Here is a 19,637-nt window from a genome sequence, read left to right on the forward strand (position 1 = left end):
GAGCGGAATCACCGACGCAGACATCGACGCGGACCAGCCTTTCCTGAGAACTTCGAACCTCCCCGAAAGGCACTGTCGCATACCACACTCGAATTTCGGGGTGACGCGCCCTAGCAAATCCTGGGCATGTGGCAGGTGTCACCCGGCGAGCCGGGGCGCTCGGTGTTTGCATGTCGTTCGCCGACTGTATAAACACAGCTCGTGCACATTCACCGGGCCGAACGAGCGGATACGCTCGCCGACGCGCTGGCCGAGCTGCTCGCCGATCCGCTCGGCGATCCGTTCACCCCGGAGGTGGTGGCGGTTCCCGCCAAGGGGATCGAGCGCTGGCTGAATCAGCGGCTGGCCACGGTGCTCGGCTGTGGCGCCGCGGCCGACGGTATTTCGGCCAATATCGGTTTCGCGGATCCGGCGGCCCTGGTGGCGGCGGCGCTGGCGGAGGCGACGGGGGTGGATCCCGAGCAGGATCCGTGGTCGCCGGAGCGGCTGGTGTGGACTCTGCTGCCGGTGCTGGACGGGGTGCTGGCCGAGCCGTGGGCCGCGGTGCTGGCGCGCCATCTCGGGCACGGGGACGCGGGCGGTCATCGGGTCGGCCGCCGGTACGCGACGGCCGCGCGGATCGCGTCGCTGTTCGACAGCTACGCCACCCAGCGCCCGGCCATGATCAACGAGTGGTCCGACGGCCGCGACACCGACGGCGCGGGCCGGGCGCTGCCCGCGGATCTGGTGTGGCAGCCACTGCTGTGGCGGCGGCTGCGCAGCGTGGTCGGGGTGGCGAGTCCCGCCGAGCGCCTGGGCGCGGCGTGCGCGCGGCTGCGGGTGGAACCGTCCATCGTGTCGCTGCCGGAACGGATTTCGCTGTTCGGCGTGACCCGGCTGACCACCGATCAGCTGGAGGTGCTCTCGGCGCTGTCGTCGGGACGGCAGGTGCACCTGTGGCTGGTGCATCCCAGCCCCGCGCTGTGGACCAAGCTCGCCGATGCCGAGGTGATCCCGAGTCCCGGTGTGCGCGTGCGGCATCCGCTGCTGGCGGCGCTGGGCCGGGATGTGCGGGAGCTGCAGCAGCGGCTGTCCGGGTACGACCACATCGACACCTATCACCCGCGCCCGGAGACGGTCGCGCCGCGCACGCTGCTGTCGGAGTTGCAGGCCGCCGTGCGGCAGGACCGGTGGTCGCTCGTGCCGGAGCCGAGCCTGGCCGACGGGACCGTCGCGGTGCATTCCTGCCACGGGCCGTCGCGACAGGTGGAGGTGCTGCGCGACGCGCTGCTCGGACTGTTCGCCGCCGACCCGACGCTGGAGCCGCGCGACGTCATCGTCATGTGCCCGGATGTGGAGCGTTACGCGCCGCTGGTGCGCGCGGCCTTCGGGCAGTGGTCCCTCGACGGGGCCGAGCCCGGGCATCCGGCGCACGGGCTGCGGGTGCGGCTCGCCGATCGCGCGCAGCGAGCCGTCAATCCGGTGCTGGATGTGGTCGGCACGCTGCTGGAGCTGGCCGACGGGCGCGTCACCGTGACCGAGGTGCTGGATCTGTGTGCGGCCGAACCGGTTCGGGTGCGCTGCGGCTTCGACGACGACGATATCGAGCGGCTGCGGGAATGGGCCGCCGAGACCGGGGCGCGCTGGGGGATCGGGCAGCGACAGCGGCAGGCGTTCGGGCTCGGCGACTTCGCGCAGAACACGCTCAATGCGGCGGTGGATCGCATTCTGCTCGGGGTGGCGGCCGGGGAATCCAGCGAGGACTGGCTGGATCTGGTGCTGCCGCTGGACGATGTGGACAGCAACGACATCGACCTGGCAGGCCGGTTCGCCGAATTCGTGGACCGGCTGGCGGTCTGCCTGCGCGATCTGCGCGGGTCCACGCTGGAGGAACCGGCGGGCACCGCGCGGCCCGCGGCCGAATGGGCGGCGGTGCTGGGCCGGGCACTGGACCTGCTCACCGAGATGCCCGCGAGCCAGGGCTGGATGGGGGTGCAGGCCCGCCGGGAACTGGCGATCGCGCTGGAGCCCGCGGGCGGGATTCCCTTGCGGCTCAGCGATATCGGGGCGCTGCTGACCGCCCGGCTGGCCGGGCGGCCCTCGCGCGCCAATTTCCGCACCGGCGAGCTGACGGTGTGCACCATGGTGCCGATGCGGTCGGTGCCGCACCGGGTGGTGGTGCTGCTCGGCCTCGACGACGAGGTGTTCCCCCGTGCGGGCGGCGTGGACGGTGACGACGCGCTGGCCCGGCACCGCTGCCCCGGGGATCGGGATCCGCGCAGCGAGGACCGGCAGCTGCTACTGGACGCCATCATGGCCGCCGGGGAGCGACTCGTCCTGCTGCACACCGGATCCGATCCGGTGTCGGGTGCGCACCGCCCGCCCGCGATTCCGCTGGCCGAGCTGCTCGACACGGTGCGCGCGCATGTCGGTGCGGCCGCCCTGGATCGGGTGGTGACGCGACATCCGTTGCAGCCCTTCGATCGCCGCAACTTCCGGCCCGAGCAGCCGTTCAGCTTCGACACCGTGGCGCTCGCGGGAGCGCTGGCCGCGGGGCGCTCGCCGCAGCCGCGGCCGTTGTTCCTGGGTACGCCGCTGCCCGCGCGCGAACGCGGCGATGTGGAGCTGGCCGATCTGGTGGCCTTCGCCGAGCATCCGGTGCGGGCATTCCTGTGGCAGCGCCTGGGGATCCGGGTGCCCGAGGACGAGGAGGAGATCGCCGACCGCCTCCCCATCGAGCTCGACGGCCTGACCAAATGGAACATGGGCGAGCGCATGCTGTCCGCGCGCCTGACCGGCGTGGACCCGAACGTGCTGCGCGCCGCTGAATGGCGGCGCGGCACCCTGCCGCCGTTCACCATGGGCGCGGCCGTGCTCGACGAGGTGGAGGGCACCGTCGACCAGCTGGTGCGGGTGGCTCGCCCGCTGCACGAGATCCCCGCGCGCACCATCGATATCGCCGTGGACCTGGGGGACGGCCGCCGCCTCACCGGTACCGTTCCCGACGTCCACGACGACGCGCTGCTGCGCACCACGTTCTCGCGGCTGGCTCCGAAACACCGGATGGCGGCCTGGATTCGCCTGCTCGCGCTGGCTGCGAGCGGGACCCATCAGTCGTGGCGGGCCATCACCATCGGCCGCGGTAAACACCATCGCCCCGCCTGGCAGTCCACCTTGACCTCACCCACCGCGCCGCTGGCCCGCGGCATCCTGCGCGACCTGGTGCTGCTGCGCGACGAGGGCCTGTCCGAACCCCTGCCCATCGCCCCCTCGGCCTCGGCCACATATGCGGAACGCCGCCTTGCCGGTGCCTCCGCCGAGGACGCCCTGCATGCCGCCGGACAGGACTTCGACGACCGCTTCGGCGAACACACCGACCGCTACTTCCGCCATATCCTGGGCCGTTCCCCGCGCTTCGACCAGCTCACCGAGGCCGCTGCACCCGCGCTCCCCGGCGTCGACTCCGAACCCACCCGTTTCGGCGAACTGGCACGCCGGCTCTGGAACCCCTTGCTCACCAACGAGAATCAAGGTCAGCCATGACCACCCCGAGGAGGAACCCCCTGCCCATCACCGCGCCCGGGAGCCCGGCATGACCGACGACCTCTTCTCCCTCACCGATCCGGACCTGGCCCCGCGACCGGCCACCCGCACCCGCCGCAGCAGCGACGGTCCTGCCGGGGAGAGGCGCCGCCGGGACGCCGTGCCCACGGGCAGCGACGCCCCGGACCTGTTCGATCTGTCTGCCGCCGAGCCGGATTCGGCGATGTCGGGCGGCGAACCGGACCGCGATCATTCCGGGACCGCCGCCGACGGGCTGTGGGATGCGCCCGGCGACGTCGGCGATGATGCTGGGCCGCAGGATGATTCGGTCGCCATGTCCGCAATTTCCCATTCGTTCGGGGATTCAGGGAATCGGTTCGAGCTGACGGGGCCGTTGCCGGTCGGGACCACCGTGCTCGAGGCGAGTGCGGGGACCGGGAAGACCTACGCCATCGTGGGGCTGGCGGTGCGGTTCGTGGCCGAGCTGGGGGTGGATGTCTCCGAGTTGCTGCTGGTGACATTCAGCCGGGCGGCGACGCAGGAGTTGCGGGAGCGGACGCGGGACCGGTTCGTGGGAGTGGCGGCGGCGCTGGGGGATCCGGAGCTGGCGCTGACGTCGGGGGACGAGCTGATCCGGCATCTGGCGCAGGGGAATCCGGGGGAGATCGCGACGCGGCGGGAGCGGCTGCTGGCCGCGCTGTCGGACTTCGACGCGGGAACCATTGCCACCACGCACAGTTTCTGTCAGCGGATGCTCGACGAGCTGGGGCTGGCTGGGGAGCAGGATCCGGGAGCGCGGCTGGTGGAGGGGATCGAGGATGTGGTGTCCACGGTCGCCGATGACCTGTATCTGAGCCGGTACGCACGTGGCGGCGCGCCGTTCGGGCCCGCCGATGCGCAGCGGCTGGCCGCGGCGGCGGTGGGCGATCCGCACGCCCTGCTGCTGCCCGAGGCCGAGGGCGAGGAGGATCCGGCGGCCGAGCGGGTGGCGTTCGCGACGGCGGTGCGGGTGGAAACGGCTCGGCGGAAACGGCTTTCGGGCCTGCGGGACTTCGACGACCTGCTGGTGCTGCTGCACGAGGTGCTGGCCGATCCCGAGCACGGGCCGCGCGCCTGCCAGCGCATCCGGGACCGGTACCGGGTGGCGCTGGTCGACGAATTCCAGGACACCGACCCGCTGCAGTGGGACATCCTGCGCCGCGCTTTCCACGGGCACGCCACGCTGGTGCTCGTCGGTGATCCGAAGCAGGCCATCTACGCCTTCCGCGGTGCGGAGGTGCTCAGCTATCTGGACGCGGTGGCGCACGCCGACAGCAAGCGCGAGCTCACCACCAACCGGCGCAGCGACGCGGGCCTGCTGACCGCGCTCGAGCATCTCCACGGCGGTGCGGCCCTGGGGCACAAGGAGATCACTGTGCACCGGGTGGCGGCGACCAGGCCGTTCTCGCGGCTGTCCGGTGCGCCGGAGCGGGTCACGCCCCTGCGACTGCGGTGCCTGCCGCGCAGTGGCGCGGGTCCGCTCAACAAGTCCGGGTATCCGACGGTCGGCCGCCAGCGAGAACGGGTCGCCGTCGACGTGGCCGCCGATATCGTCGGCCTGCTCGAATCCGGGGTGCTCATCGACGCAGGCACACCCGGCGAAAGACCGATCGGGCCGGGCGATATCGCGGTCCTGGTCCGTAACCGGAATCAGCTGGAAATGGTGCGCACCGAACTGGAGGCGGCCGGTGTCGCCTCGGTGCTGGCGGGTGGCGCGAGCGTGTTCGGCACGCCCGCGGCCACCGAATGGCTGTGGGTGCTGCACGCTTTGGAGCAGCCGCACCGCGCCGACCGGGTGCGCCTGGCCGCCGGCACCGCGTTGCTCGGGCTGAGCGCCGAGGACATCGACGCCGGGGGAGCGGATCTGGTCGGCCGTCTCAGCGCCGAGCTGCGCGACTCGGCCCGGCTGTTCGCCCGCGCGGGCTTCGCAGCGGTCGCCGAAAAACTCAGCGCCGAAACAAAATTGGCCCCCCGCCTGCTCGCTCTCGAAGGCGGCGAACGCCAGCTCACCGACCTGCGCCAGATCGCCCAGCTGCTCGACGACGCGGCCCTGCGCGAGGGCCTGGGCCTGTCGGCGCTCACCCGCTGGCTGGCCGACCGGGTGCGTGATCCGGCCTCCGGCAGCGTCGCCGACCGCAGCCGCCGCCTGGACCGCGACGCCGCCGCCGTGCAGGTCGCCACCGTGCACGCCAGCAAGGGCCTCGAATTCCCGGTCGTGTACCTGCCTTTCGCATGGGACGCGGCCAAACTGCGCAACCCGCCCACCCTGCTGTTCCACGACGAGCAGGGCCGCCGCGTCCTCGATGTCGGCGGCCCCGACGCGCCCGGCTACAGTTCTCGCCGTCTGCGTGCCGAGGCCGAGGAGCAGGCCGAGGAACTGCGCCTGCTGTATGTGGCCCTCACCCGGGCCGGCGCGCAGATCGTGGCCTGGTGGGCGCCCGCCTACGACACTCAGACCGCGCCCCTGCACCGCATGCTGCTGGGCCGTGAGCCCGGCAGTCCGGCCGTGGCCGACAAGGTGCCGGTGCCTGCGGATTCGGTGCTGCTGGAACGCATCCGGGAGTGGGCCGCCACCGCCGCACCGGGCGTGATCGCCGTCGAGCCGGTGCGCGAGATCACCCGCGCCCGGCTGCCTCTCGACGACACCGCCACCGCCACCGAGCCTTTGGCGGCCGCCCACTTCGGCCGTGCCCTCGACCAGGCGTGGCGGCGCACCTCCTATTCGGCGCTCACGGCGGGCGCGCACGACGCCCTGCCCGCCGCCGACCTGCCCGAGGGCAGCGGTGTCGCTGACGAACCGGCCACTCCATCCGTGCTCGCCGAGGACCTCACCGCCTTCGCGGGAGCCCGGCCGTCGCTGATGAATTCGCTGCCCTACGGCGCGGAGTTCGGCACGCTCGTGCACGAGGTCCTCGAATACGTCGATACCGACGCCCCCGACCTGGCCGCCGAGATCCGCGCGCGGGTCCAGCACGCGGTGAGCGAGCAGATGTTCGACGCCGACCCGGACGTGCTGTCGGACGCGCTGCTGGCAGTCATGCACACGCCCATCGGTTTCGGTTCGCTCGCCGACTTCTCGACCCGGGATCGCCTGAGCGAGCTGGACTTCGAGCTCCCGCTGGCCGGTGGCGACCATCCGGTCGCGGCGCGGGTGACCGTCCCGCGCATCGCCGACCTGCTGCGCCGCCATCTGCCCGCCGACGATGTCTTCGCCCCCTACGCCGACCAGCTGGCCCACCTCGACGACACCCCGCTGCGCGGCTACCTCACCGGCAGCATTGACGCCGTGCTGCGCACCACTGGACCGCGATTCGTGGTCGTCGACTACAAGACCAACCGACTCGGCACCGGTGACCTCACCGTCGCCCACTACACCCACGAGCGCATGGCCGCGGAGATGATGCGCTCGCACTACCCGCTGCAGGCCATCCTGTATTCCGTTGCCCTGCACCGGTATCTGCGCTGGCGGCTGCCCGGCTACGATCCGGCCGCCCACCTCGGCGGCATCCGCTACCTGTTCGTGCGCGGCATGGTCGGACCCGACACCCCGGACGGCTGCGGCGTTTTCGACTGGCTGCCGCCCGCGGACCTGATCGTCGAGCTGTCGGCCCTGCTGGCCGGGGACCCGGAGGTGGCGCGATGACCGCGATCCAGCTGGCGCAGCGCGGCACCGGCCCGCTGCAGGTGTTCAATGCCGCCGGGGTGCTGTCGGCGGCCGACGTGCATGTGGCGCTGCGGCTCGCGCGGCTCGGCGGCGAAAGGTCCCCGGCCGTCGTCTTCGCCACCGCGCTGGCCGTGCGCGCGGTGCGCTCCGGGTCGGTGTGCCTGGAGGTCCGGCGCATGCACGAGATCGGTGTCGACGCCGAGGGCGCCGAGGAATCGGCGATCGACCCGGCCACCCTGCCGTGGCCGGACGTGGATTCGGTCATCGCGGCGCTGCGGGTGAGTCCGCTGGTGACCGGCAGCCCGTCCGGGCCGCTGCGCCCGCTGCGGCTCATCGACCCGCCCGGCGCGAACGACTCGGGCCCGCTGCTCTACCTCGACCGGTACTACCGGCAGGAGGAGACCATCCGCCGCGTCCTCACCGAACGCGCCGCCACCCATCCCATGGTGGACGCGGAACTCGTGCGGCGTGAACTGGATCGGCTCTTCCCCGACCACGCCGGACCCGGCGAGCCGCCGGACCGGCAGCGGCTGGCGGCCGCCCTGGCCACCACCCAGTGGACCACCGTGATCGCGGGCGGCCCCGGCACCGGCAAGACCCACACCATCGCCCGGGTGCTGGCCCTGCTGGTCGCGCATCAGCGGGCCGTGCCCGGTGCGCCCGCCCTGCGCATCGCCCTGGCCGCCCCGACCGGCAAGGCCGCCGCCCGCATGCAGGAATCGGTGCGCGAGCAGGCAGGCGAGATCGGCCTGCCCGAGCTGACCGCCGCCACCCTGCACCGCCTGCTGGGCTGGCAGCGCGGCGGCGCGGGCCGGTTCAAGCACAACGAGTTCAACCGGCTGCCCTACGACGTCATCGTGGTCGACGAGACCTCCATGGTGTCGCTGACCATGATGAGCCGCCTGCTGCCCGCCGTGCGGCCCGACGCCCGCCTGGTGCTGGTCGGCGACCCGGACCAGCTGGCCTCGGTCGACGCGGGCGCGGTGCTCGCCGACCTGGTCGCGGGACCCGTTCCGGGACAGGCGAATCCGGCGCTGGAACGCATTCTCGGCGGCGACCCGGCGGCCTCCGCCGCCCATCCGGACGCCCTGTCCGGGCGGGAGCGGGAACGCCTGCGCGGCGGCATCGTCCGGCTCACCCGCGGCCGCCGCTTCGGTGGGCGCATCGCCGAACTGGCCGTCGCGATCCGGGCCGGTGACGCGGACTCCGCCCTGGCCCTGCTGGCCGACGGCGGCGACGAACTGTCGCTCTACCCGCCCGACGACATCACCGAGGTACGCGCCGACGTCCTGCGCGCCGCCCGCGAGGCCACCGACGCCGCTGTCGACGGCAACGCGACCACCGCGCTCACCGCGCTGGAATCCCATCGCCTGCTGTGCGCCCACCGCCAGGGCCCCTACGGTGTCGAGCGCTGGGATCGCCTGGCCGCCGGCTGGGTCACCGCCGCCGGGATCAGCGCCGATCCCGGCACCGGGCACTGGTACCCGGGCCAGCCGCTGCTGGTCACCGCCAATGACCACGAGGCTCGCATCTACAACGGCGATACCGGCGTCATCGTCCGCGCGGCCGACGGCGCCCTGCGCGCCGCCCTGCAGCGCGGCACCGAGCCCTACCTGGTGCACCCCACCCAGTTCCCCGGCGTGACCACCGTCTACGCCATGACCATCCACCGCAGCCAGGGCAGCCAGTACGACACCGTGTCGGTCGTGCTGCCCGGCCCGGAGTCCACGCTGCTCACCCGCGAACTGCTGTACACGGCCATCACTCGCGCCCGGCGGCACGTCCGCATCCTCGGCACCGAGGAATCCATCCGCTCCGGCATCGCCCGCCGCGTGCTGCGCGCCAGCGGCCTGCGCAACCGGGAATGACTCGCCGTGCCGACCTCGGAACACCTGGCCGGCGCCGGAGTATCCCGCTGGTAGGCCGGCCCGCGGTGGCGCGATCGGCGTAGCGTGGACGGGGCCCGATACGGCTGTCGCCGTGGTCTTTCGGAATGTGTGCGGCCGAAAGTGGCGCGTGCGGCCGAAGCGGAAGGTTGCCCATGGCCGAGAGGGAAGGCGAGCGGTCCACGGATGCCGTGGTGTCGGCGGACGGCACGCGGATCGCCTACGTGACCGAGGGAACGGGGCCGGGGGTGATCGTCGTCCCCGGGGTGCTGTCGCTGGCACAGGGGTACAGCGGGTTCGCCGACGCGCTGGCCACCGCGTTCACGGTGCACACGATCGAGCGTCGCGGGCGCGGGGACAGTGGCCCGCAGCGGCCCGGCCACGGTGTCGAGGACGACTGCGCGGATGTGCGCGCGCTCCAGGACAAGACGGGTGCGGCGTTCCTGGTGGGGCATTCGTACGGCGGGTTCGTCGCCCTCGAGGCGGCGCGGAACAATCCGGGCACCCGCAAGGTCGCGGCGTACGAGCCGGGCCTGTCGGTGCGGGGTTCGATGCCGTCCGACTGGATGGGTCCCTACGAGAAGTACCTGGCCCAGGGCAAACCCTTCGACGCCTTCGTCGAATTCATCCGTGCGATCGGCCCGGACGGCGCGCGCAAGGTCCCGCGCTGGATGTTCCGCCGCATGATGCCCAAGTTCATGGAGGCGCCCGAGATGGACATGGTCATCGCGCAGCTGCCGCTGAATCTCACCGAGCACCGCCAGTACGTGCGGCTGGACGGTACCTACCACCACTACGCCGAGATCACCGCCGAGGTGCTGCTGCTCGAGGGCGACAAGGATCGGCGCGCGTGGACGGCCTCCGATCAGGAGCGGCTGGCCTCGGTGATCCCGCACTGCGAACGCGTCACCGTGCCGGGACTCGACCATTTCGGCATCGACAAGGGCGATCCGGATCGGGTGGCGGGCTTGGTGGGCGAATTCTTGTCGCGTTCGTAGTGGTCTCGCTCACCGCGGTCGATAGGCTGGGGCTATGGCCACTACGCCCGAGCACGTCGACGTGCTGATTGTCGGGGCCGGACTGTCCGGTATCGATGCCGCCTACCATCTGCAGCGCGCCTTCCCGTGGCGGACCTACGCCATTCTGGAGATGCGCGAGGCCAGCGGCGGCACCTGGGATCTGTTCCGCTACCCCGGGATTCGCTCCGACTCGGACATGTTCACCCTCGGCTACCGGTTCCGGCCGTGGCTGGGGGAGAAGGCCATCGCCGACGGCGACTCGATCCTGGAGTACGTGCGCGACACCGCGGCCGAGAACGGAATCGACTCGCACATCCGCTACCGGCACAGGGTGGTTCGGGCGGAATGGTCCTCGGCGGACCACCGCTGGACCGTCACCGCCGACCATGACGGCCGGTCGGTGACCATGACCGCGAACTTCCTGTTCAGTTGCTCGGGCTACTACCGCTACGACGAGGGCTACACCCCGGACTTCGCAGGCACCGAACGCTTCCCGGGCCCGATCATCCACCCGCAGCACTGGCCTGCCCACGTCGATGTCGAGGGCAAGCGGGTCGTCATCATCGGCTCCGGCGCCACCGCCGTCACCCTCGGCCCCGCCCTGGTCGAGGAGGGCGCGCACGTGACCATGCTGCAGCGGTCACCGTCGTACATCATCTCCCTGCCCGACCGCGACGACCTCGCCGACCGCGCCCGCGCGTACCTGCCCGCGCGCATCGCCTACGGCCTGACCCGCGCCAAGAACGTCGCCCTCAGCACGCTGATGTACCAACTGTCGCAACGCTATCCGAAGCGCATGCGGGCCTGGATCCGCGGCTTTCAGAAGCGCTGGCTGCCCGACGGCTACGACATCGACACCCACTTCAACCCCCCCTACGGGCCGTGGGATCAGCGACTGTGCCTGTCGCCCAACGGCGATCTGTTCCGCGCCATCCGCGAGGGGCGGCTGGAGCTGGTCACCGACCGCATCGACACCTTCACCGAGACCGGCCTGCGCCTCGAATCCGGCCGCGACCTCGAGGCCGACCTCATCATCACCGCAACGGGTTTGAACCTCATCCCCTTCGGCGGCGTCGAACTGGTGGTGGACGGCCGCAAGGTCCACCTCCCCGACACCATGGCCTACAAGGCCACGATGCTCTCCGATGTGCCCAACTTCGCCTTCATCATGGGCTACACCAACGCCTCCTGGACGCTGAAGGCGGATCTGGTGTGCGAGTACGTGGTTCGCCTGCTGCGCCACATGGACGCCCACGGCTACGCCACGGCGACCCCGGTGCGCGACCCGTCCATCGGCACCGCGCCCTTCCTGAACTTCGAGCCGGGCTACGTGCTCCGGGCCCTCGACATCCTCCCCAAAACGGGCGACCGCGCCCCCTGGCGCCTCTACATGAACTACCTTCGCGACCTCCCCAAACTCCGCTACGGCCGAATCACCGACCCCGCCATGCGTTTCGAGCGGGCCTGACCCCGGTGGAAGCAAATCCATTGCAGTTCATGTGATCAGCTCTTGTTGGTGGGGCGACTGACGGGTAGCGACCGCCCGGTCTCCAGCAGGGATTTCAGGTCGCTGAGCATGAACGGGTAGCCGCCGCCGAAGCCTTCCGATTCCAGATCGCCGGAGACGATGATCGAGATGAGCGGAGCGCCGGCGACATCGTGGATGACGGTCAGGGCGCAGGTGCCGTCGCCGCGATCACGAATCTGCGTATCGCAGATAGGTTTCCGGCTCCGCGGCAAGGTTCTCATCGCCCAGGAAACGTATGCGCGCACCCCACAACACCGGAGGGTCGTAATCGGTGACCGTGCCGCGGATGATGACCTCCGGTTCGCTGTCGATCGGACGAGGTCCGGAGGGAGCGAAGACCGTGAACGCGCCACCGACCCGAGGCTCGAGCACGCTGCGGCCGCCGAATCCGTAACGCACGGTCCAGTCGGGATCGGTCACGGCTTGCCAGATCCGCATGGCCGGTGCGGCGATGATCACGCGATGGATCTGGGTCGTCTCCGGGCGTGCACGCGAGAGGACGTTCTTGAAGCTCACGATTCCAGGTCCTTCTTCAGATCGGCCAGTGCGGAGAGCTGTTGTTCGGTGAATTTGTCGATCCATCGATCGTGAATCAGCCGGATCGGCACGGGATTGAGGTAGTGCAACTTCTTTCGCCCGCTGCGGACCGCCGTCACCAAGCCCGCCTCCTCGAGCAAACGGAGGTGCTTGCTGATGCCGAAGCGGGTCATCTCCAGCCCGGATTCCAGCTCGGTCAGCGTCTGGCCGTCTTTGGCGAACAACGCGTCCAGGAGATGCCGCCGGGTGCGATCGGCCAGCGCCTTGAACACCACATCCTCGTCCACGCCCCCACTTTATACGAGACCAATCGGTCACATGAGCGTTGACATGTGACCATTTGGTCACCTATCTTCGGAAACATGAAACGCTACATAGTCCTCTACCTCGCACCCCTCTCGGTCGCCGAACGATTCGCCCAGGCCACACCCGCGGAAGCCGCGAAAGGCATGCAGCTGTGGGCGGATTGGAGCAACCGGATCGGCACCGGCCTCGTCGACGCGGGCAAACCCCTCGGCAATGCGCGCCGCATCACGCCGACCGGTACCACCGAGACCGACAGCGGAGTGATCGGAATGTCCATCCTCCAGGCCACCTCCATGGACGAGGCGCTGGAAATGGTCGGCGATCACCACCACCTGCACTGGGCCGAGCAGTGCGAAATCGTGGTCCTCGAAGAACAACCCATTCCCGAGCTGCAGCAATGAAGGCTGCAGCAATGAAACCACTGAGTTGACCGAAGTCGATCAAGCTCGGCGGCCGTGACGACCGTCCGATCCAACACGTCGGGGCGCGCCGATCAACCGCCTGATGAACCTCGCCTACGCCGAGGGAGTCGGCGAGGTAATCATGCCGAGTCTCGCCCATTTCGAGTGCGGGGACCTTCCAGCGCTGGTCAAGATCGCCGACGTGATCTGCGCCGATACCGGCAACCGGTACACGGTCCCCATGGATGCGATGGGAGAGGCCGACGATCCGATGGTGATTGTGATCGGCGAGCGGTTCACGGCTGGAGGATCATTCGGCCGGGGAGGCCGCCGGCGGCCTTGGCGCTGAAGGCTTTCACCGCTTCTTCGAGGGGGTAGACGGCGCCGACCTGGGGGCGGAGGCGGCCCTCGTCGATGAGGCGGGCGAGTTCGGTCAGTTGGGCGCGGTTGGATTCCTGGACGAAGACGACCTTGCGGATGTCGTCGCGGTCGGTGGGGAATTCGGCGGCTGCCTTGATGGTGATGAGGGTTCCGTTGGGGCGGAGCAGGATCGATGAACCGGTGAGGACGTCACCGCCGATCGTGTCGACCACCAGGTCGGCCTGGCCTGCGGCGTCGGCCGGTTGCTCGGTGTCCAGGGCGAGGTAGCGGTCGGCGCCGAGTTCGAGTGCCAGGGAACGGGAGTGCTCGCGGCCGGTACCGATAACGTGCGCGCCGGCCCAGTGCGCGAGCTGGACGGCCATCGAGCCGACTGCGCCGCCCGCGCCGTGGATGACGACGGTCTGGCCCTTTTCGAGGTGCCCGTGGTCGAACAGGGATTGCCAGGCGGTGAGCCCGGCACGCGGGACCGCCGCCGCCTGGATGTGATCGAGGGTGCGGGGTTTGCGTGCGATATTGCGGGCTTCGACGGCGACGTACTCGGCGGCCGCGCCGTTGCGCAGCTGGTCGGTGAGGCCGAAAACCTCGTCGCCGACGGCGAATCCGGCGGTGCCGTAGCCGAGCGCGGCAATCACACCCGAGACCTCGTTGCCGGGAATGACCGAGTCCCGGGGGTGGCCGGCGCGGCAGTTCCAGATGGGCCAGTCCAGTTCGTTGTGCGTGATACCGCACGCCTCGACCTTGATCAGGACATCGCAGAGACCGGGTTTCGCGTCGGGGACATCCTCGTAGACCAATCCGTCGATGCCGGGCTCGCGGGTGCGAATAGCCTTCATCCTCAGCTCTTTTCGTTGTACGAACGAATCGACGATAGGACGGGCGACTGCGCGGTGTCGGCTAATTTCCTGGGAATTCGATGGCCGGATCCTGATCCGATCCGAGCAGGAAATGGCCCAGGAACACGACGTCCTCGTCGAGTGCGTCGAACTGGGCGATGCGGACAGCCTCCGGTTCGAAGAACACATCGCCCGGCCGCAGCACGACCAGCGGTTCGCCCTCGATCCGGTAGGCCACCGAGCCGGACACGATGCTGCCCACCACGGGACCATTGTGCGTGTGCAGGCCGGCCGCCGTGCCCGCGGGCATGGAGATGCGGCGGGTCTGGATGCGGTCGGTGCGCTTGGCGGGCGTCACCGTGATGTCCTGGACGATGGTGCGGGTGACGGCCGAGAAGGATTGGGGCGGCGTGGTTTCCGGCATGCGCCGAGCCTAGCCCGGGACGTCGCCGATGGCTAACCTGCTGGACCGGTTAGTCCTGGGTGGCTTCGAACAACCCCGGAATCGTGAGCGCGTATTCGACATCCGCGCGCGTGCCGAGCATGGTGAGCACCCCGCGGATCATGGTCAGCCGGGCCGCGTCGATGGTGGCCTGATCGGGTTCGCCGTGCGGTGCGTCCGCGGAAATGCGGTAGACGACAAATTCGCAGGTCTGCAGCGCGGTATCGAGGTCGAGATCGGTGGGGGCCGGTCGCCCCAGGCCGGTGATCTTGGTGCGCACCAGGTCCCGAATGTCGTCGATGGCCTGCTCGCGATAGGCCGACACCGGCGAGCCCGGATCGTGCAGTTCGGCGAACAGCGGCGCCAGCATCCGGCCGTGGCCGCCCGCCCAGTGCAGATACGCCTCGATCATATTGATGCCGAGATCGACCGGTTGTTCGCTGCGTTCCAGCGCGGACCGGATGCCGCCGACCAGGTCCTCGTTGGAGACCGTGAGCACCGCATGCAGCGGCTCGACGGCATTGGCGAAATAGCGGTAGAAGGTGGGCCGCGCCAGCCCGGCCTTCTCGATGATCCGCGCCACGCTCAGCCCGCGCGAACCCTGTTCGGCGAACACCTCGGCGGTGGCCAGCACGATGCGGGCGCGCACCTGGTCGGCCTGCTTCTCCGTCTGCGGCGGCCGGCCGCGGCGAGCCGGGGTGCCCTTGCCCGCCGGAGGGCTTGACATGGTGTGCGTCACGTCTATTAATCTAACACCAGTGTTCATGTAACACCGATGTTCAGTTAATAATGGGTTTCACCCGCACCCGACTCCTCGAGAGGGCGACCAATGACGACTGCCCCGCAGCTCGCCGCCGCCGATGCGCTGCCTTTTGACCTGGTCCAGCGCCTGCTCGGCCACGCCGTCGCGGGCGGTGCGCCCTCGGTGGAGGTGTTCGCGCCCGCCACCGGCGCCAAGATCACCGACCTGCCGCAGTCCTCGGTCACCGATATCGAGGCGGCCTTCGCCACCGCGCGCGCCGCGCAGCAGGAATGGGCGACCGTGCCGGTCGGGGAGCGGGCCGCACTGCTGGGCCGCATCCACGACCTGGTGCTGGCCGAGCAGGACACCATCCTCGACATCATCCAGCTCGAGACCGGCAAGTCCCGGGTGCACGCCTTCGACGAGGTCTCCGACGTCGCGGTGAACACCCGCTACTACGCGGCCGAGGGCAAATCGATTCTGGCGCACCGCAAGCCGCGCGGCGTCATGCCGGTCCTCACCCAGGTGGAGGTGCGCAACCGGCCCAAGGGCGTGGTCGCGGTCATCTCGCCGTGGAACTACCCGCTCGCGCTGGGCGCCTCCGACGCGCTGCCCGCGCTGCTGGCCGGCAATGCCGTCATCGGGCGGCCCGACAACCAGACCGCGCTGACCCTGCTCTGGGCCATCGACATCGCCGAGCGCGCCGGTCTGCCCAAGGGCCTGTGGCAGGCGGTGCTCGGGCGCGGCGCGGTGGTCGGCACCGAGGTCATCGCGCGCGCCGACTACGTCGACTACACCGGATCCAGTGCCACCGGGCGCACCATCGCCCAGCAGGCGGGGGAGCGGCTCATCGGATACTCGCTCGAGCTCGGCGGCAAGAACCCGCTGCTGGTGCTCGCGGACGCCGACGTCTCGGCCGCCGCCAAGATCGCGGTGCGGGCCTGCTTCGCCTCCGCCGGGCAGCTGTGCGAATCGATCGAGCGAATCTATGTGCACGACACGGTGTACGACCAGTTCGTCACCGAATTCGTCGCCCACACAAAGAAACTGGGCCTCGGTAAGACTCTCGACTACAGCTACGAGATCGGGTCGCTGACCTTCCCGCGCCAGATCGACACCGTCAGCAAGCACGTCGACGACGCAGTCGCCAAGGGCGCCACGGTCCTCGCCGGCGGCAAGGCGCGGCCGGACCTCGGCCCCTACTTCTACGAGCCCACCATTCTCGCGGGCGTGCGCGAGGGCATGACCGTCTACCGCGAGGAAACCTTCGGACCGGTCGTGTCGGTCTACCGCGTGTCCAGCGACGACGAAGCCGTCGCCCAGGCCAACGACACCGCCTACGGCCTCAATGCCAGTGTGTGGAGCCGCGATACCGCCCACGGCCGCGAGGTCGCCGCGCGGGTGCGCGCCGGATCGGTGAACGTGAACGAGGGCTTCATCGCTGCGTGGGGCTCGGTGGCGGCGCCCTCGGGCGGGCTCGGCATCTCCGGCACCGGCCGCCGGCACGGGCCCGAGGGCCTGCTGAAGTACATCGACACCCAGACCATCGCGGTGCAGCGGGTGCTGCCCATCGCACCGCTGCCGGGCATGTCGGAACAGCTGTGGGCCAAGACGATGACGCTCTACCTGGGCGTCATGAAGACGCTGCGGCAGAAGTGATTCCGCAGCTCATTTCGACAGGGGTACAGAGGGGTATGAAGACCGTAGCGGGCAAGAAGGTCCTGGTCACCGGGGCGGCCATGGGCCTGGGCAAGTCGTTCGCGCAGCGCGCGGTGGCCGAGCAGGCCGCCGACGTGGTGTTGTGGGATATCAACGAGAAGGCGCTCGAGGAGACCGCGGCCGCGCTGGCGGCGCTGGGCGGCAGCAAGATTCACCACTATGTGGTGGACGTGTCCGACCGCGACGCCATCGCCGAGGCGGGCGCGGCCGTACGCGCCGAGGTCGGCGGAATCGACGTGCTGGTCAACAATGCGGGCATCGTGCGCGGCAACGGGTACTTCTGGGAGACCGGCAACCGTGCCGACATCGACAAGACCATGGCGATCAATTCGCTTGCGCCCATGTACATCACACTCGAGTTCCTGCCCGCCATGGTGGCGAACAAGGGCGTCGAGGGCCGCGTTCTGAACATCGCCTCCTCCGCCGGGCTGGTGGCCAACCCTCGCATGAGCGTCTACGCGGCCTCCAAGTGGGCGGCACTGGGCTGGTCGGATTCGGTGCGCCTGGAACTCGAGCAGTCCGGCAACGAGCACGTGAAGTTCACCACGGTCTGCCCGACCTACATCAACACCGGAATGTTCGACGGCGCCAAGGGTTTCTGGTTCACCCCCATCCTGGACCAGGAGGAAGTCGTCGACACCTCCTGGACCGAAATGAAGAAGGGCTCCGCCCTGGTAGTCCTACCCTGGACCTCCCGCCTCAACCGCGCCATCTCCGGCCTCCTCCCGCTCAAGGTCCGCGACTTCTACCTGAACACGGTGGGCGTCTACCACTCCATGGACGAATTCACCGGCCGCAAGTAGCGATTCGAGCCGAATCGGCTCAAAGTAAGCGAATCGATCAAGCCGGGCCGGTGCCGCAGAATCCGCGGCACCGGCCCCGTGCCGTTGCCTGGCCAGGAAGGCCGAAAGCGGGGCGACCCGACCCACTGTGTTGTCGGCGGTCCGATGTCCCACACCACTTCGGCAGCCGCGCTGGGCGCCCTGGCCAACGCGCCATATTGTCGAATTCCGTGCGCTCGACTAGAGTCGGATGATCTTCTGGGAGGCCATGAAACGTGTTCTAATCGATGCGTTTTGACGAGTCGGAAACAGAGGGGGCCGATCGCGGTGGTTTCGTTCTTCGTGGCGCGAGACGGGCGGTACCAAGCGCATGGCTTCGGGGTCAGCCAGTGGTCTTCGAAGCAGGTGAACGGGCCGGCGGTGTGTGGACTGTTGGCGCGTCAGCTTGAAACGCATTGCCCCGCGGAGGGCTTCATACCCGCGCGGCTCACAGTCGATATGCTGCGGCCGTTACTCAACGAACCGATCGCGGTGCGCAGCGCCGTCATCCGCGAGGGCACGCGGGTGATCGTCGCCGATGCCTCCATCGTGCAGCAGGGCGAACTCCGTGCGCGGGCGAGTGTGGTCTTCCTCGCTTCAGCTTCTGCGGCACCGGGTGAGATGTGGCAGCCGCAGGCGTCATTGCCCGCACCGCAGGCTCAGCTGACATCGCCGCACGGCGAGCCGCCGTTGCTCAAGTGCGGCGAATCCGAGTGGACCGACAACTTGACCGCAGGCCGGAACGCCGACCGTAAAGTGCTGTGGCAGAATCTCATTCCCTTGATCGAGGGCGAACCGATCTCCCCGTTTCAGCGAGCAGCTGCTATGGGAGACGCCACGAATTTCGTCTGCCATTGGGGATCTGCGGGGATCGGCTACATCAACACCGACATGACCTTGACGCTCTCGCGGTTGCCCGAAGGTCCCGAACTCGGGCTTCAGGCTCAGGATCAGGTCACCGGCGACGGGATCGCAGTCGGCACCGCAACGCTCTACGATCGCGTCGGCCGGTTGGGCACCTGTGTGGTGACTGCCGTTGCAGATGCCCGTCAGCCAATGTCGGCCGCACGCCACGCGTCGGCCGCAAACTGATCAACCAACATCCCATCCCGCACCGCGTACCGCGCTGACCGCACCGGCCGGCGCGGCACGGCTGACGATGAGACCGACTGCGGCACAGGAACATCCGCTACTGTCGAGTGTAGGACGTTGTGTGTCGGCATTGAAGGTGGTGGGGCCATGTCGTGGTCACTGGTTGACGCGACGCACGTACAGCTGCTGGGTGGCTCGGGCAACTAGAACGCCTTGATCGGAAACGATTTCGGCGGTGTGAGCTGTGATCGACTTGCCGCCCTCGCTCGTAGCGTCACGGATCGCCGCCACGTGATCAGACGGGAGCGACATGGTGGCGGTCACCATCTCACGGCCGGGCGCGATGAACTCAATGCTTGCAGCGCTCGTCCAAACACGATAGCCGCGCCCGAGCTGACCGCGGGCCATGATCCCGAAGAACGGATCTGTCATCGAGTACAAGGTGCCACCGAATGCGGAACGGTTGGGGTTCCAGTTCCATGGACGAACTCTGTGGGTCGCGCGCACAGAGGTCCAGTCGTCCGCGATATGAGCGACGCGCACACCAGCGAACAAGAGTGGCGGATATGCGCTCATAATCAGCCGAAGTACCTTGGGGCTGGGCAATTCTCGTGTGCCTCGGCTCCCAGCGATGGAATCGGACGATCGACGCTCTGCTGAGGCGGACATCACTTCACCTGTCTACATTCGGTATCAGATTCGTTG

General features: G+C 69.4%; 17 protein-coding genes. 10 read left to right on the plus strand and 7 right to left on the minus strand.

What is annotated here, in order from left to right; all coding sequences use genetic code 11:
- The first annotated feature begins 201 nt into the window (after positions 1-201).
- From recC to ACFXIV_RS24615, 5 genes are all read left to right on the plus strand, one after another.
- Complete coding sequence (gene recC, locus ACFXIV_RS24595) at positions 202-3,522, plus strand: exodeoxyribonuclease V subunit gamma (protein WP_379400212.1); 3,321 nt, start codon at positions 202-204, stop codon at positions 3,520-3,522.
- A gap of 334 nt (positions 3,523-3,856) precedes the next feature.
- On the plus strand, positions 3,857-7,204 hold the full coding sequence (locus ACFXIV_RS24600) for a UvrD-helicase domain-containing protein (RefSeq protein ID WP_379400243.1): 3,348 nt from the start codon (positions 3,857-3,859) through the stop codon (positions 7,202-7,204).
- Positions 7,201-9,093, plus strand: a complete 1,893-nt coding sequence (gene recD / locus ACFXIV_RS24605) for an exodeoxyribonuclease V subunit alpha (RefSeq protein ID WP_379400211.1) — start codon at positions 7,201-7,203, stop codon at positions 9,091-9,093. Before ACFXIV_RS24600 ends, recD begins: the two co-directional genes overlap by 4 nt.
- 173 nt (positions 9,094-9,266) lie before the next feature.
- Entirely contained in the window at positions 9,267-10,109 is an 843-nt protein-coding gene (locus tag ACFXIV_RS24610; protein ID WP_379400210.1) for an alpha/beta fold hydrolase, read from the plus strand.
- Positions 10,110-10,143: 34 nt separating this feature from the next.
- Positions 10,144-11,598, plus strand: coding sequence for a flavin-containing monooxygenase (locus tag ACFXIV_RS24615; RefSeq protein WP_379400209.1), 1,455 nt, complete (start codon positions 10,144-10,146; stop codon positions 11,596-11,598).
- A 35-nt stretch (positions 11,599-11,633) separates the two neighbouring features.
- On the opposite strand, the gene ACFXIV_RS24620 is transcribed toward ACFXIV_RS24615, so the two are convergent.
- The 3 genes from ACFXIV_RS24620 to ACFXIV_RS24630 are packed head-to-tail and all read right to left on the minus strand — an operon-like array spanning position 11,634 to position 12,482.
- On the minus strand, positions 11,634-11,879 hold the full coding sequence (locus tag ACFXIV_RS24620; RefSeq protein ID WP_379400208.1) for a hypothetical protein: 246 nt from the start codon (positions 11,877-11,879) through the stop codon (positions 11,634-11,636).
- Complete coding sequence (locus ACFXIV_RS24625; protein WP_379400207.1) at positions 11,827-12,174, minus strand: hypothetical protein; 348 nt, start codon at positions 12,172-12,174, stop codon at positions 11,827-11,829. Before ACFXIV_RS24625 ends, ACFXIV_RS24620 begins: the two co-directional genes overlap by 53 nt.
- Positions 12,171-12,482, minus strand: a complete 312-nt coding sequence (locus ACFXIV_RS24630; RefSeq protein ID WP_379400206.1) for an ArsR/SmtB family transcription factor — start codon at positions 12,480-12,482, stop codon at positions 12,171-12,173. Before ACFXIV_RS24630 ends, ACFXIV_RS24625 begins: the two co-directional genes overlap by 4 nt.
- A gap of 75 nt (positions 12,483-12,557) precedes the next feature.
- Between ACFXIV_RS24630 and ACFXIV_RS24635 the strand changes: the two genes are divergently transcribed.
- The gene (locus tag ACFXIV_RS24635; RefSeq protein WP_379400205.1) at positions 12,558-12,902 is read left to right on the plus strand and encodes a hypothetical protein; all 345 of its coding nucleotides are present in this window, start codon (positions 12,558-12,560) and stop codon (positions 12,900-12,902) included.
- A gap of 103 nt (positions 12,903-13,005) precedes the next feature.
- Complete coding sequence (locus ACFXIV_RS24640) at positions 13,006-13,251, plus strand: hypothetical protein (protein WP_379421330.1); 246 nt, start codon at positions 13,006-13,008, stop codon at positions 13,249-13,251.
- Here ACFXIV_RS24640 and ACFXIV_RS24645 read toward each other — a convergent pair.
- The 3 genes from ACFXIV_RS24645 to ACFXIV_RS24655 all read right to left on the minus strand — a co-directional run bounded on the left by ACFXIV_RS24645 (position 13,199) and on the right by ACFXIV_RS24655 (position 15,297).
- A complete protein-coding gene (locus ACFXIV_RS24645; protein WP_379400204.1) occupies positions 13,199-14,116 on the minus strand; it encodes an NADP-dependent oxidoreductase in 918 nt (305 codons plus the stop codon). The two genes, ACFXIV_RS24640 and ACFXIV_RS24645, sit on opposite strands and share 53 nt — an antisense overlap.
- Positions 14,117-14,177: 61 nt before the next feature.
- Entirely contained in the window at positions 14,178-14,540 is a 363-nt protein-coding gene (locus tag ACFXIV_RS24650; protein WP_379400203.1) for a hypothetical protein, read from the minus strand.
- A gap of 49 nt (positions 14,541-14,589) precedes the next feature.
- Positions 14,590-15,297: a TetR/AcrR family transcriptional regulator gene (locus ACFXIV_RS24655; protein WP_379400202.1), complete on the minus strand. Its 708-nt coding sequence runs from the start codon at positions 15,295-15,297 to the stop codon at positions 14,590-14,592.
- Between the two features lie 90 nt (positions 15,298-15,387).
- Here ACFXIV_RS24655 and ACFXIV_RS24660 point away from each other — a divergent pair, with 90 nt between their 5' ends.
- From ACFXIV_RS24660 to ACFXIV_RS24670, 3 genes are all read left to right on the plus strand, one after another.
- Complete coding sequence (locus ACFXIV_RS24660) at positions 15,388-16,959, plus strand: succinic semialdehyde dehydrogenase (protein WP_379400201.1); 1,572 nt, start codon at positions 15,388-15,390, stop codon at positions 16,957-16,959.
- Positions 16,960-16,994: 35 nt separating this feature from the next.
- Positions 16,995-17,822: an SDR family NAD(P)-dependent oxidoreductase gene (locus ACFXIV_RS24665; RefSeq protein WP_379400200.1), complete on the plus strand. Its 828-nt coding sequence runs from the start codon at positions 16,995-16,997 to the stop codon at positions 17,820-17,822.
- Between the two features lie 306 nt (positions 17,823-18,128).
- Positions 18,129-18,932, plus strand: coding sequence for a thioesterase family protein (locus tag ACFXIV_RS24670; protein ID WP_379400199.1), 804 nt, complete (start codon positions 18,129-18,131; stop codon positions 18,930-18,932).
- A 156-nt stretch (positions 18,933-19,088) separates the two neighbouring features.
- Here ACFXIV_RS24670 and ACFXIV_RS24675 read toward each other — a convergent pair whose 3' ends face one another.
- The gene (locus ACFXIV_RS24675; protein WP_379421331.1) at positions 19,089-19,601 is read right to left on the minus strand and encodes a DUF4442 domain-containing protein; all 513 of its coding nucleotides are present in this window, start codon (positions 19,599-19,601) and stop codon (positions 19,089-19,091) included.
- Between the last annotated feature and the right edge of the window lie 36 nt (positions 19,602-19,637).

Source organism: Nocardia sp. NPDC059236 (genome assembly GCF_042754085.1).
In the GTDB taxonomy this organism is placed as follows: Bacteria; Actinomycetota; Actinomycetes; order Mycobacteriales; family Mycobacteriaceae; genus Nocardia.

Excerpts from the sequence above, each read along its gene's own strand:
- ACFXIV_RS24600 (WP_379400243.1), top strand. The coding sequence starts at position 3,857 with ATGTCCGCAATTTCCCATTCGTTCGGGGATTCAGGGAATCGGTTCGAG.
- recD (WP_379400211.1), top strand. The coding sequence starts at position 7,201 with ATGACCGCGATCCAGCTGGCGCAGCGCGGCACCGGCCCGCTGCAGGTG.
- ACFXIV_RS24610 (WP_379400210.1), top strand. The coding sequence starts at position 9,267 with ATGGCCGAGAGGGAAGGCGAGCGGTCCACGGATGCCGTGGTGTCGGCG.
- ACFXIV_RS24615 (WP_379400209.1), top strand. The coding sequence starts at position 10,144 with ATGGCCACTACGCCCGAGCACGTCGACGTGCTGATTGTCGGGGCCGGA.
- ACFXIV_RS24620 (WP_379400208.1), bottom strand. The coding sequence starts at position 11,879 with ATGAGAACCTTGCCGCGGAGCCGGAAACCTATCTGCGATACGCAGATT.
- ACFXIV_RS24635 (WP_379400205.1), top strand. The coding sequence starts at position 12,558 with ATGAAACGCTACATAGTCCTCTACCTCGCACCCCTCTCGGTCGCCGAA.
- ACFXIV_RS24640 (WP_379421330.1), top strand. The coding sequence starts at position 13,006 with ATGAACCTCGCCTACGCCGAGGGAGTCGGCGAGGTAATCATGCCGAGT.
- ACFXIV_RS24645 (WP_379400204.1), bottom strand. The coding sequence starts at position 14,116 with ATGAAGGCTATTCGCACCCGCGAGCCCGGCATCGACGGATTGGTCTAC.
- ACFXIV_RS24650 (WP_379400203.1), bottom strand. The coding sequence starts at position 14,540 with ATGCCGGAAACCACGCCGCCCCAATCCTTCTCGGCCGTCACCCGCACC.
- ACFXIV_RS24660 (WP_379400201.1), top strand. The coding sequence starts at position 15,388 with ATGACGACTGCCCCGCAGCTCGCCGCCGCCGATGCGCTGCCTTTTGAC.
- ACFXIV_RS24665 (WP_379400200.1), top strand. The coding sequence starts at position 16,995 with ATGAAGACCGTAGCGGGCAAGAAGGTCCTGGTCACCGGGGCGGCCATG.
- ACFXIV_RS24675 (WP_379421331.1), bottom strand. The coding sequence starts at position 19,601 with ATGTCCGCCTCAGCAGAGCGTCGATCGTCCGATTCCATCGCTGGGAGC.